The organism is Pseudomonas sp. FW305-3-2-15-E-TSA4, assembly GCF_058787295.1.
Genome location: NZ_JBYSZP010000008.1, coordinates 180783 through 194301, shown reverse-complemented (window position 1 = coordinate 194301; position 13519 = coordinate 180783). Strand labels below are relative to the sequence as shown.

Annotated in this window: 8 protein-coding genes; 4 read left to right on the top strand and 4 right to left on the bottom strand. The window is 60.3% G+C overall.

What is annotated here, in order from left to right:
• Positions 1-10: 10 nt before the first annotated feature.
• The gene (locus AC3WMV_RS13460) at positions 11-613 is read left to right on the top strand and encodes a DsbA family protein (protein WP_171061881.1); all 603 of its coding nucleotides are present in this window, start codon (positions 11-13) and stop codon (positions 611-613) included.
• The gene (locus tag AC3WMV_RS13455) at positions 606-2423 is read left to right on the top strand and encodes an ABC transporter ATP-binding protein (protein WP_097088393.1); all 1818 of its coding nucleotides are present in this window, start codon (positions 606-608) and stop codon (positions 2421-2423) included. The genes AC3WMV_RS13460 and AC3WMV_RS13455 overlap by 8 nt, the downstream gene beginning before the upstream one ends.
• On the opposite strand, the gene AC3WMV_RS13450 is transcribed toward AC3WMV_RS13455, so the two are convergent.
• On the bottom strand, positions 2424-7040 hold the full coding sequence (locus AC3WMV_RS13450) for a deaminase domain-containing protein (protein ID WP_103368364.1): 4617 nt from the start codon (positions 7038-7040) through the stop codon (positions 2424-2426). It lies immediately after the preceding gene.
• Between the two features lie 173 nt (positions 7041-7213).
• On the opposite strand from AC3WMV_RS13450, the gene AC3WMV_RS13445 reads away from it, so the two are divergent.
• Positions 7214-9673, top strand: a complete 2460-nt coding sequence (locus tag AC3WMV_RS13445; RefSeq protein ID WP_103368363.1) for an EAL domain-containing protein — start codon at positions 7214-7216, stop codon at positions 9671-9673.
• A 79-nt stretch (positions 9674-9752) separates the two neighbouring features.
• Positions 9753-10514, top strand: coding sequence for an iron-containing redox enzyme family protein (locus AC3WMV_RS13440; protein ID WP_219738016.1), 762 nt, complete (start codon positions 9753-9755; stop codon positions 10512-10514).
• Positions 10515-10652: 138 nt separating this feature from the next.
• Here the strand turns inward: AC3WMV_RS13440 and AC3WMV_RS13435 are convergent, their stop codons facing one another.
• From AC3WMV_RS13435 to mupP, 3 genes are all read right to left on the bottom strand, one after another.
• The gene (locus tag AC3WMV_RS13435; RefSeq protein WP_103368362.1) at positions 10653-11579 is read right to left on the bottom strand and encodes a GGDEF domain-containing protein; all 927 of its coding nucleotides are present in this window, start codon (positions 11577-11579) and stop codon (positions 10653-10655) included.
• Between the two features lie 362 nt (positions 11580-11941).
• A complete protein-coding gene (locus tag AC3WMV_RS13430) occupies positions 11942-12682 on the bottom strand; it encodes a YciK family oxidoreductase (RefSeq protein WP_103368361.1) in 741 nt (246 codons plus the stop codon).
• A gap of 163 nt (positions 12683-12845) precedes the next feature.
• Positions 12846-13517, bottom strand: a complete 672-nt coding sequence (gene mupP, locus AC3WMV_RS13425) for an N-acetylmuramic acid 6-phosphate phosphatase MupP (RefSeq protein WP_103368360.1) — start codon at positions 13515-13517, stop codon at positions 12846-12848.
• Positions 13518-13519 lie beyond the last annotated feature (2 nt).

Here is a 13519-nt window from a genome sequence, read left to right as displayed (position 1 = left end):
GATGGATCCGATGTGTTCCTGGTGCTGGGGGTTCGCTCCGGTTGCCAAGGCATTGGTCGAGCAGGCGCAGGCAGCCGGGGTGGAGTTGCACCTGGTGGTCGGCGGGTTGCGCACCGGTAGTGGTGCAGCATTGGAACCAACTACACGTCGCTACATCCTCGAGCACTGGCAGGCGGTCACTGAGGCTACCGGCCAGCCGTTCAAGTTCGACGGGGCGTTGCCCGACGGTTTTGTCTACGACACCGAGCCGGCCTGTCGGGCAATCGTCACCGCGCGCAGCCTGGCGCCGGATTGCGCGTGGACGCTGGTCGGCCTGATCCAGCAGGCGTTTTACGCTGAAGGCCGCGATGTCACCCAGGCCAGTGTGTTGGTCGAACTGGCCGAACAGGCCGGCGTGCCGCGCATCGAATTTGCTGCCTTGTTCGATCATGCCGACCAACACAAAGCGACTCAGGCTGATTTCAGCTGGGTGCAGGATCTGGGCATCGCCGGGTTCCCGACCCTGCTCGCCGAGCGCAATGGCCAACTGGCGCTGTTGACCAACGGCTATCAACCGCTCAGCGAACTCTCGCCGCTGCTTGGTCGCTGGCTGGAGCGCGCCGCCTGTGCCTGACCTGGCCGATGACACGCCAGCCGTAAAGCGTGTCGACCGGCTGAGCTGGGCAGAAGTCCGGCGCCTGGCACTGCATCACAAAAAATCCCTGTGGATCGCCAACGGCGTGGCCGTGCTGGCGACGCTGTGCAGTGTGCCGATTCCGTTGCTGTTGCCCTTGCTGGTGGACGAAGTCCTGCTCGGGCATGGCGATGCCGCGCTGAAAGTCATGAACCACGTGCTGCCGTCGATGTGGCAACAAGCGGCGGGTTACATCGGCCTGATGCTGGTGGTCACCTTGACTCTGCGTTGCAGCGCCCTGTGTTTTGGCGTGTTGCAGGCGCGGCTGTTTGCCCGGCTGGCGAAAGACATCGTCTACCGCATTCGCGTGCGGCTGATCGAGCGCCTGAAAAGGATTTCCCTCGGCGAATACGAAAGCCTCGGTAGCGGCACCGTGACCACCCATCTGGTCACTGACCTCGACACTCTCGACAAGTTTGTCGGCGAAACCCTCAGCCGATTTCTGGTGGCGATGCTGACGCTGGTCGGCACCGCGAGCATCCTGATGTGGATGCACTGGAAGCTGGCGCTGCTGATCCTGCTGTTCAATCCATTGGTGATCTACGCCACGGTGCAACTGGGCAAGCGGGTCAAGCACCTGAAGAAACTGGAGAACGACAGCACCTCGCGTTTCACTCAAGCCTTGAGCGAAACCCTCGATGCGATCCAGGAAGTGCGCGCCGGCAACCGTCAGGGTTTCTTCCTCGGGCGACTCGGCTTGCGCGCGCAGGAAGTGCGTAACTATGCGGTCAACTCGCAGTGGAAGACCGATGCGTCGAACCGCGCCAGTGGTCTGCTGTTCCAGTTCGGCATCGATATCTTCCGCGCGGCGGCGATGCTCACGGTGCTGTTCTCCGACCTGTCGATCGGCCAGATGCTCGCGGTGTTCAGCTACCTGTGGTTCATGATCGGCCCGGTCGAACAACTGCTCAATCTGCAATACGCCTACTACGCGGCGGGTGGCGCACTGGCGCGGATCAACGAACTGCTGGCGCGGGCTGACGAGCCGCAATACCCGGGCGGCGTCGATCCGTTCAAGGGGCGGGAAACCGTGGGTATCGAGGTGCAGGGGCTGAGCTTCGGTTACGGCGATGAATTGGTGGTGGATCAGATGAACCTGTCCATCGCCCCCGGTGAAAAAGTCGCGATTGTCGGCGCCAGCGGCGGCGGCAAAAGCACTTTGGTGCAACTGTTGTTAGGGCTGTACACGCCGTTGTCCGGGACCATTCGTTTCGGCGGTTCGACCCAGCAGGAAATCGGTCTGGAGCTGATTCGTGAAAACGTCGCGGTGGTGCTGCAGCATCCGGCGCTGTTCAACGACACCGTCCGCGCCAACTTGACCATGGGCCGCACCCGCAGTGACGAAGCCTGCTGGCAGGCGCTGGAAATCGCCCAGTTGGAGACGACCATCCGGGCGTTGCCGGACGGACTCGACAGCATCGTCGGACGTTCCGGCGTGCGTCTGTCCGGTGGTCAGCGTCAGCGTCTGGCGATTGCGCGGATGATCCTCGCCGAGCCGAAAGTGGTGATTCTCGACGAAGCCACTTCAGCCCTCGACGCTGCCACCGAATACAACCTGCATCAGGCCATGGCGCGCTTCCTCAATGGCCGCACCACGCTGATCATTGCCCATCGCCTGTCGGCGGTGAAGCAGGCGGATCGGGTGCTGGTGTTCGATGGCGGGCAAGTGGCCGAGGATGGCGACCACCAGCAACTGATCGCCGATGGCGGCCTCTACGCCAAACTCTACGGCCATCTGCAGCGCCTGTAATCAGCCCCACAGCACCTGCAACGCCGCCTCGCCGCCGTCATGGCCGAACTGCTTCATCACCACCGAACAGGATTCGCACGGGCGCATCGTTGTTGCGATGTCGACCGCGCGGATCTCTGTCGGGTCGGGATATTTCTCGCGCAGCACGCTGATCAGTTTGCTTTCGCTGTCCAGCGAGGTCGGCCGGCTGGTTTGCGTCGGCTGATAGGTTTTCAGCTCCTTGATGGTCAGCGGCACGGCCAGCAGTTGCCCTTGCTCGGTGACCTCCAGCGAGGTGCGCGGGAAGTCTGGGTTGTAGTCGATGTTGATGTAAGTGGTGTCGCCGATCCGCACGTGATCAGCGTTGATGCGGCTAAACAGCGGCAAGCACTGTGTGCTGCCCTGAGCGCCGGAGACACTGACGTACACCTCCCGTTTGCCGCTGGTGGTGGTGACTTCTGCATAGGCAATGTTGCGCGGATTGTGTGACTGCTGATGCGCGGGCAACCGTTTGTGCAGTTTCTGCATGGCACGGTTGATACGCAGGGGCGCGTTGGTGTTGGCCGGGTTGATCGTCGGTGACAGAAACAACGTGTCGAAAATCTCTGCGGTTTTCTGCCGGAAGAGCTCCGGCGCTTCGCTGCTGCGCGTCCAGGTGGTGGCGCCTTCGGGCAGGCGGGTGACGATCATCCGTGTCGAATTATCGAACATCAATGCTTCGCCCGGGCTGGTGTCGACCTTCAGCCATTTCATATTGTTTGCAGGAATGGCCGTGGTGCCGATGGGGATCGCGATCTGTTCCATGGTGTGCATCGCGCGCTGCACCGATTCCAGACCATGGATGCGCACAATGTTGTTGGCGTGTAGCGAGCCGGTGTAGACGGTCAGCAGTTCAGCACCGAGGGTGCCGTCGGCCAGTTCGGCGGGTGCCAGGCGCCTGAAGGTCAATTGATCGGGCGCTTTTTTACCCTTGGCGATGGTGGCCAGGTAGTACTCCTGGATGTTGATTCGGAAGAACACGTAGGAGGCCGAGTCGTCGATGGCCGGCATTAGCACCGCACCAACCTGATGTGAGTCATTGATCCCGTCATAGCTGCCGCCGGTTTTTATCCGCGCATAAATGCCTTTGCGAAACTGCAGCGTGGCTTGAATCTGCTGTCTTGGTACCAGCCTGCCTTGATGGAATCCAAGGAGTCGCAGATCACCGGTGAACAGCCTCGGGCGGTTATCGATGATTTGATAAAGCCTGGCATCGACCGCCAGGAACATTCCGTCTTGATGGGGCAGCATGGCCGGCTCCGAAACCCGCTCGCCGAACCACGGTGCGTAACCCTTTTCCTTGTCGATCGTGCCGACGGCGGGCGTCGGGGCGGGTTCTGCGGTGATGTAGCTGACGCGGCAGTCGCCCGCGCCCGGTGCGCGACGGATCCGGCACGGCAGCAGCGTCCAGTGCTGACTGTCATCGAGCAGATCAACGCGGCGCAGTTCATCGCCGTCGAGTCGATAGGGCACATCATCGATCAAGACCGTGGTGCGTCCGCCAGCCTCGGGGACAAGCTCGACGCGGGTGTTCGGCGCTACTTCGATATCGATCTGATCGTCGGTTTTTTTCACGGTGCGGTAGTGCGAACGCCCCAGCGAAAAATCATGCTCGTGTGCGAGCAACTGCGGCCCATAAGGGCGGTCGGACAGCGGATCGAGCAAGTGATGCCGCGAGCCGCCGACGTTGCGCACCGGCACATCGTCGATGCCTCTGACCACGGCCAGGTGATCGGCAGGGTTCAGCGCTTTCCAGCGCCCGGCATCCAGTGCCTGGGGCAGACTGTGCAGCAGGTCATAGTCAGCGCTTCTGCCGGCCAGCCTTTTCAGACGTGCAACCGCGCGGTGTTCCAGATGCGCCACGGCCCGCACTGCGCCGATCGCGCCTCGACCACCGAGCTTGAGCAAAGCAGGCGCAGCGTCCAGCGGATTGAGGTTTCTCAAGCTCGAAATCAGCAGGTTTTTCGACAATTGCGCCATGCGTGGCAGGGCGACGCGAATCGCCATTTTCCCGGCTACGGCAGCGAGGCGAATGCTGCCGGCGACGAACTTGCCCAAGGGAATCGCGAACGAGACGATATCAAGGAGCAGGCCGAGTACGCCCATTGCGCGTTTGCCCGGACTGTCCGACTGCAGGTCTTCGAGACTGCCCCAGAACGGGATGAAGCCCTTGAGGGCATGAGTCCAGTGCTTTTTGCGGCTGTCGCGCTCGAAACGGGTATCACCCCAGGCCTCACTGCGCAGCGCCTGCTCATCGGCATAGAACAACCGGGTCGCGATGAACGAGGCGATGTGCGCCGTGCGCGGCGAGGTGAAGGTCAGGTTCGGCGAACTGTCGTGATGGGCCGCCGGGATCATCGAAATCGGGAGGGAGTCGCCCAGCGGTTCGAGGATCGCGACGCATTTGGCGTCGGGGGCGGGTGTCGAACCGTCCCAGTGTGCTTTTCGATCAAACGGCAGGCGGCGGGCGACGATGCGGCTGATGCTCTGGCCCTTGGTCCGTCCACGTTTGGGCGGCAGGGGTGGCAATAACAGGCCGCCCACATGTGTGTCATTCAGATCCGGGCGTTTGCGAAGGATGCCGGCGCGTGGCAGGCATTCGTAGAATTGTGGCGGGCCCTGATACGTCGCCTGCAACACGAAGCCCATGCGAGCCCGGTACGGCAGGATGTTTTCCGCTGTCTCCAGGTGAGCTTCGATATGCCGTGTCGGATCCCTGAGGCTGTGAATCCGCACTTCGCCGTGCTCCAGTGCCCGGCGGTCGGGCCACGGCAGTGTGACCAGCAGCGACTTGATCAGGTATTCATAGGCTTCGCGGGTCTCGCTCAGATAGTCATCGAACTGCTGCTCGAACAAGGGCCTGATCTCGGGCAAGGTGCAGTTGCTCGGAAACCGTGAAAGGCGTCGGCCTGGATGTCCGGTGTCGACAAAACCGCTTTGCAGTTTGCCTGCTGCGTTGAGGCTGATCCATTCGCTGGCACTGCGGCCATCGTTGCTGACGTACCAGCGTGTGTCGCTGCTCAACCCGCCGGCGGCATAGACCTCCAGCAACGGCCAGGTCGGCAATACCACATCCGGGGTGTCGATAATGCTGCGTCGGCTACGGTTGGGCGTTGAAGGATGGTGGCGTTTGAGGCGAATCGTCGTGTGATCGTACAGCTCGTTGGCCAGCGCCTTGTCCAGTTGCTGTTTTGCCAGGGCGAGTCGCCGTGGCGGCTCGATGTCCAGTTGCAGGATCGCTGCGTTCATTTGCTTCTTGTGGTCTTCCAGCGCTTGCAGGGCAGTGTCATCGCCGAATGTCTCGTTCGCAGCGACCTGGGCTCCGGTGGCCAGTGTCCAGGTCTGTGCGGCAGCCACTCGGGTCATGGCGATCAGGGTTTGCAGGTCGGTGCTGGCGTTTTCGCTTTTGTGCAGCGGCAGATCGACCAGTTGCTGAAAGCTCAGATATTCCAGCAACTGTGGATCGAGGGCATGGGCGAGGTGCACGCCATGCACGAAATTGACCCAGACCACCGAGCTGGCGTACGGCAGGTCGTCAGGAATGTCGCGCACTTGAAATTCCGGCCCGAACTGCGTCAGGCATATCCATCCCAGCACATGTTTTTCGGTCGGGGACGAGGTTCGGTGAGAATCCTCCAGGTGCTGTAAAAAATCCCGGCGAATGCTGGCGTAGCTGGCGCCGTAGTGAGCGCGTTGTTCCAGCGCAAAACCGGCCACTTCGGTCGAGCTGCCTTCGCCGGGCAGTTCGTACCACAGGCACAACGCCTCGAGCAGTAAACGCAGGCCGATATCGGGCACGGTCAGTTCATCGGGCCGCGCGCCATACCATTGCAGTTTCTGCAGCAGGCGCTGGCCCAGGTCACGCGCCTTGGGGGTGTCGAGCAGGCGTTCCAGGCAGGCGGCAGGCTGCTGTTCCAGTTGCTGGCGGGTGAATGGGGGCGTTACTTCGCTGGCCAGGCTGTCGATGGCCGACAGGGTTTTGCCGGTAAGCCAGTCGCCAATCAGGTCGTGAATCGCGGCTTTGTCATCGTCGCTCATCAGTCCCGTCAGCGCCGGGTGATGCCGCAGATTCAGTCGATGGCTGGCGCGTTGTTCTTCGACCTTGCCGATCAGCCGGGCCAGTGCCGTGGCGTCCTGTACGTCGGCAAATGTGAACCCGGACTCACGCAGCAGTTGTGACAACGGCAGCAGCCTGTCGGAACGCAGGTGTGCGCCTATACTCAGCAACGCTCGCTGAAATTCTTGAATTGTGCTGGAGGCCCGGGTGACATCCTCGATGGTGAAGCGGGCGCAGCTGCCATCGGGACGATTGAAGGAAAAGCTGCAGTGACCGGCTGCGGCGTCGACTTGCAGCAATGATCCTCTGGACGTTTGCAGGTAGGCCGCCAATTGTGGTTCGGCGCTGTCATCGAACAGTGCTTGCAGAAGGTTTTGCGCCTGGTCGTGTGCAGTACCCAGGCGTGAATGTGTCTGGGGCGTGAGGTAGTAGATCTCCACTGACGCTGAAGCGTCGAGGACGGCGCGCAGGGCGGTGATCATTGCCCTGTATTCGCTCTGTTGGGCAGTATGGCGTTGCAGCGTGGCGGAAGGTGACTGCATGGAAAACGGCTCTGGAATGATTGAAAGCCGTCAGTGTCGAAGCATGGCGAACAGCGGGTGCGGTACATACGTATCGCCGGTTGAAAATGTCCTGGTTTGCTGGAAGGGGTCGCTCCCTTGTCTGGCTCTGGCGATCTCCCCTTGAAGATGACAGTGCGTGCGCAAAGGACCTCATGAAGCAAAAAAGGACTCTCGGAACGCCACGGTTGTTGGGCATCGTCTGGCCATTTATTGCCGTCGTGTTATTTCAGGCTTTACTGGGGGGCGTGAGTCTTTACGTCCTGTCGGCCGTTCGCGGCTATGTCGCCGGCGAGAGTCTCTGGTCCAAGGGCCAGAAAGACGCCATCTATTACCTGAACCTGTATGCCGACAGCCGCGACGAGGCGATCTTCCTCAAATACAAGGAAGCGATTGCCGTGCCTCAGGGCGGTCACCAGTTGCGTCTGGCGCTGGATCGTCAGCCGCCGGATCTGCAGGCGGCACGGGAGGGGATCCTCAAGGGCGGCAACCATCCCGATGATGTGTCGAGCCTGATCTGGCTGTACCTCAATTTCCGTCATTTCAGCTATCTGGAAACCGCGATCGACCGCTGGACCATCGGCGACGCCTATCTGGTGCAACTGGACAATGTCGCGCGCGAGATGCATCAGGGCATCAGCGAAAACATCGCGACGCCAGCTGATATACAGCACTGGAAAGCGCAGATTTTTGCCATCAACGACGGTGTGACGCCGGCGGCCAAGGCGTTCAGCGATGCCTTGGGCGAAGGCTCGCGGATGATCCTGCGCCTGCTGCTGTTCACCAACCTGGCCACGGCGCTGGGGTTGATCGTGCTGGCCCTGTTGCGCACCCACAAACTGCTCAAGCAGCGGCATGCCTTTGCCCAGGCGCTGCAGCTGGAGAAGGATCGGGCACACATCACCCTGCAATCGATTGGCGACGGGGTGATCACCACCGACGTCAACGGCGCGATCGATTACATGAACCCGGCGGCGGAGGCGATGACGCACTGGAAGTCCGAGCACGCGGCGGGGTTGCCATTGGCAGCGCTGTTCAATCTGCTCGATGACAATGCGCAGACCGAAGGGCTGACGCTGATCGAGCACATTCTCAGCGGGCAACTGATCGGTGGCAGCGAGCACTCCAAACTGATTCAGCGCCTGGATGGCAGTACGGTCTCGGTGACGCTGGTGGGCGCGCCGATCCGCAACGCCGAGAAGGTTATCGGTACGGTGCTGGTGCTGCATGACATGACTCAGGAACGGCAATACATCGCCAACCTGTCGTGGCAGGCGACCCACGATGCCCTGACCGGTCTGGCCAACCGCCGCGAGTTCGAATATCGCCTGGAGCAGGCCCTGCACAATCTGACGCGCCAGCCCGGTCGGCATGCGCTGATGTTCCTCGATCTGGACCAGTTCAAACTGGTCAACGACACCTGCGGTCACGCCGCCGGCGATGAGTTGCTGCGGCACATTTGCACGCTGTTGCAATCGGGCTTGCGCGAGAGCGACACCCTCGCGCGGCTGGGCGGCGACGAGTTCGGCATTCTGCTGGAGAACTGCGCCCCGGATGCCGCCGAGAAAATCGCCGAGAGCCTGCGCCAGACCGTGCAGAACCTGCATTTCGTGTGGAAGGGGCGGCCGTTTTTGACCACTGTGAGCATTGGCCTGGTGCACATCGCCCAGACCCCGACCACCCTCGAAGCGTCATTGCGCGCCGCCGACATGGCTTGCTACATGGCCAAGGAAAAGGGCCGCAACCGGGTGCAGGTCTATCATGCCGACGACTCCGAGCTGTCGCTGCGCTTCGGCGAAATGGCCTGGGTGCAGCGCCTGCACATGGCGCTGGAGGAAAACCGCTTCTGCCTTTATGCCCAGGAAATTGCTCCGCTGGGCGCTACAGCCCATGGCGGGGGGCACATCGAAATACTCTTGCGTCTGCATGACGAAGCCGGACGGATGATCCTGCCGGACAGTTTCATTCCGGCGGCCGAACGTTATGGTCTGATGAGTCAACTGGATCGTTGGGTCGTCGAGAATGTTTTTAAAGTGATTGCCCAATGTATTACCGAACAACATGAAGGTCCGTTGGCAATGTGTGCGATTAATCTTTCAGGCATTACTATCGGAGATGACGCGTTCTTGCACTTTCTGCGTGAACAGTTTGTTAATTACGCTATACCCCCTGAAATGATTTGTTTTGAAATTACTGAAACCAGCGCCATTGCCAATCTCGGCAGCGCAATTAGATTTATTAATGAACTCAAAGGCTTAGGTTGTTACTTCTCACTTGATGACTTTTGTGCCGGAATGTCTTCATTCGCTTATCTGAAACATTTGCCTGTAGACTTCCTGAAGATCGACGGGAGTTTCGTAAAGGATATGCTGGACGACCCGATTAACCGTGCAATGGTCGAGGTGATCAATCACATCGGGCATGTCATGGGTAAGCAGACAATTGCCGAGTTTGTTGAAACAACCCAGATCGAGCAGGCATTGCTTGAAATCGGGGTGGATTACGCTCAGGGTTATGTCATCGAACGCCCGCAGTTGTTTACCTGCGACAGTTTGCAAAGTCGGCCCGCCAGACCGCAGCCGCTGTTGTTCAAGGCGCCTGGCACGTTCCGTTGAAATCTCTTGCCGATCCTTACAATCACAAATCAAAAGGAGCCGAACAGTGATCGACACATTCAACCGAACCGGACCACTCATGGAAGCTGCAAGTTATCCTGCCTGGGCACAACAGCTCATTGCAGATTGCAGCGAGAGCAAGCGCCGGGTTGTCGAACATGAACTGTACCTGCGCATGCGCGATAACAAGCTCAGCGCCAAAACCATGCGCCAGTACTTGATCGGGGGCTGGCCAGTAGTTGAACAGTTTGCGTTGTATATGGCGCAGAACCTGACCAAAACCAAGTTTGCCCGCCATCCTGGGGAGGACATGGCGCGCCGCTGGCTGATGCGCAACATCCGCGTCGAACTCAATCATGCCGACTACTGGCTGAACTGGAGTCGCGCGCATGGCGTCAGCCTGGAGGATCTGCAGGCCCAGCAAGTACCGCCGGAACTGCATGCATTGAGTCACTGGTGCTGGCATACGAGTTCGGCGGATTCGCTGATCGTCGCCATCGCTGCGACCAACTACGCCATCGAGGGCGCGACCGGGGAGTGGTCAGCGCTGGTTTGTTCCACTGGCGTGTACGCGGCGGCGTTCCCGGAAGAAGAGCGCAAGCGCGCGATGAAGTGGCTGAAGATGCACGCCCAATATGACGACGCGCACCCGTGGGAGGCGCTGGAAATCATCTGCACGCTGGCGGGCATGAACCCGAGCCAGGCGCTGCAGACCGAGTTGCGCCAAGCGGTGTGCAAGAGCTACGACTATATGTACCTGTTTCTGGAGCGTTGCATGCAACTGGAAACCGCCGAGCGGGCGTTGCACGGGCGTGAACGCCGGGCACTTGTAGAGAGCTGATTCTCGGCAAAACGCCAAAGCAAATGTGGGAGCGGGCTTGCTCGCGAAAGCGGTGTGTCAGTCAGCAATTGTTTGACTGGCACACCGCTTTCGCGAGCAAGCCCGCTCCCACAGTGGTTTTTGGGTGTCTGGAAGGACTCAGCCCGCCATTGCCAATCGATTACGCCCTTCGCGCTTGGCCACATACAGCGCACTGTCGGCCCGGCGCAGCAGGCTGTCGGCCGATTCCCCCGGCAACAGCGTCGAACAGCCAAGGCTGACAGTCAGGTCGATCAGTTTGCCGTCCGCGAAATACTCTGCAGTCTGCGCGGCATGGCGCAGACGCTCGCCGACCATCGCTGCCGCTTCCCGGCCGGTGTTGCACAGCAAGATCAGAAATTCTTCCCCGCCATAGCGAAACACCATGTCGACGTTACGCAGTTGGCCCTTGATCGACGCTGCCACCGCTTTGAGCACGTCATCCCCGGCACTGTGGCCATGGCTGTCGTTGACCCGTTTGAAGTGGTCGATGTCGAGCATCAGCACCGACAACGGTTGCAGGTGCCGGCGTGACATGTCGATCTCGCGTTGCAGGGTCTGCTCCATGGCGATCCGGTTGCCGGTTCCGGTCAACGGGTCGCGCAGCGCACTTTGCGTTGCGGCGCGGTAGAGCAGGGCGTTGCGCATCGGAAACAGCAGCGACGACAGCAGCGATTCGAGGTTGCCCTGATCCTGCTCGCTGAAGCGCTGGTTGCGGCGGAAGACCAGTTCACCCAGGTGCTCGCCTTCGTGGCTGAGGCTGTAGCTGACCGAATGGTGACCGCGGGCACCGAACTCCAGGCGCAAGTCGCTGCCCGAATGCACGTAGCTCAAGGCATCCAGCGGCACAAGACGCTGAACTTCGCGGAAAAACAGACCGAGGATTCGTTGCGGCTCAAGACTGGTTTGCAGTTGCAGGCTTATTTGCTGGCGCAATTGCGCCAGGCTGGCCGAGCGTTCCAGAAGCGGAGGCAGCTGACCAAAGCCCAGGCGTTGCAATTTGGCACTGTCAAAGTCAATTGCATTGGTCTGGGAAGGTGATTTCATATGGCGTGAGCCCCTAAGCAGTAAGTCTGTCTTACAGGCTGGGTGAGAGCGGCTATGGGCTGCGCGTCATACTGATCCATCAGTCCCGTAGGACATTTGGCGTAAGTTTAGTCTGCCTGATGACGATTAGTCAGCTATCGAAATCGGCCTTGCCCCAGTGCCTTCACACGGCATGCTTTGAGGAGAATTAGAGCGAAAGTCGTGCCATTCGGTTCAGGTTTATTAAAACCTTTATGAATCAACAGGATGGCTTTTTGCTTTGAGGGCGGGTGGCGGATATTTGACTGAGGTGTGACGGTGGGAAGCGGCAATTGTGTGCCGCGACGGTAATCCGCCACGGCAACAAAAGCGACGTATGGCAGTTATTGCGCGTTGAATGCCTGGCCATTGATGCCCGTGCTGTCCGGGCCCATCAGGTACAGGTACACCGGCATGATCTCTTCCGGGGTCGGATTGTTCAGCGGGTTTTCTCCCGGATAGGCCTGTGCACGCATGCTGGTACGCGTGCCGCCCGGGTTGATGCTGTTGGAGCGCACGGGTGCCACGCCATCGACTTCATCGGCCAGGGTTTGCATCAAGCCTTCGGTGGCGAACTTCGATACTCCGTAAGCGCCCCAGTAGGCCCGGCCCTTGCGCCCGACGCTGCTGGAGGTGAACACCACCGAGGCATCCTGCGACAGCTTGAGCAGCGGCAGCAGGGTGCTGGTCAGCATGAACATGGCATTGACGTTGACTTGCATGACACGCATGAAGTTTTCGCCCGACAGCTGCTCGATCGGCGTGCGCGGCCCGATGATCGAGGCGTTGTGCAGCAAGCCGTCGAGGTGGCCGAACTCGCTCTCGATCATCGCCGCCAGCTCATCGTATTGATGGGGCAGGGCGGTCTCGAGGTTGAACGGGATCACTGCCGGTTGTGGATGCCCCGCGGCTTCGATCTCGTCGTAGACCTGAGTCAGATTGGCTTCGGTCTTGCCCAGCAGTAGCACGGTGGCGCCGTGGGCGGCGTAGGTTTTCGCGGCAGCCGCACCGATGCCACGACCGGCACCGGTGACCAGAATGACCCGATCCTTGAGCAATTCGGGGCGGGCGGTGTAATCAAACATAAAAACCTCACAATCCATTCATGAAGACCTGCTTCCTTGTGGTGAGGGGATTTATCCCCGACCGGCTGCGAAGCAGTCGTAAACCTGCATGGCGAATCGACCTGAATGCGGGGGCTGCTTCGCAACCCATCGGGGATAAATCCCCTCGCCACAAAGGCCGTTTTCAGCAGCTGCACAGCGCGCTGTCGAGCACCTTGCGCAACTCCAGCGGATGATCCACCACCACATCCGCGCCCCAGTGCCGCGGGTTATCGTCCGGGTGGATATAGCCATAGGTCACGGCACAGGTTTTGGTGCCGGCATCGCGGCCCGACTCGATATCGCGCAGATCATCGCCCACAAACAAAACCGTCGACGGATCCAGATCAAGCATTTTGAACGCGAGGATCAGCGGCTCCGGGTCCGGTTTGCTGTTTTTCACGTGATCCGGGCAGATCAGCAGCGCCGAGCGCTCGGCCAACCCCAGTTGCTGCATGATCGGCTCGGCAAAGCGTACCGGTTTGTTGGTGACCACGCCCCAGATCAGGTTGGCCCGCTCGATGTCGGCCAACAGCTCGCCCATGCCATCGAACAGCTTGCTGTGTACCGCGCAACCGGCCAGATAACGCTCGAGGAATTCCTGACGCAGCTCCTCGAAGCCCGGCGATTCCGGGTCCATCGAGAACGTCACCGCGACCATCGCTTTGGCACCGCCGGAGATTTCGTCGCGGATGTGCTTGTCGTTCATCGGCGGCAAGCCGCGATCCGCGCGCATCGCCTGACAGATGGCGATGAAGTCCGGCGCGGTGTCGAGCAGGGTGCCGTCCATGTCGAAAAGGACTGCTCTGATGGCCATCG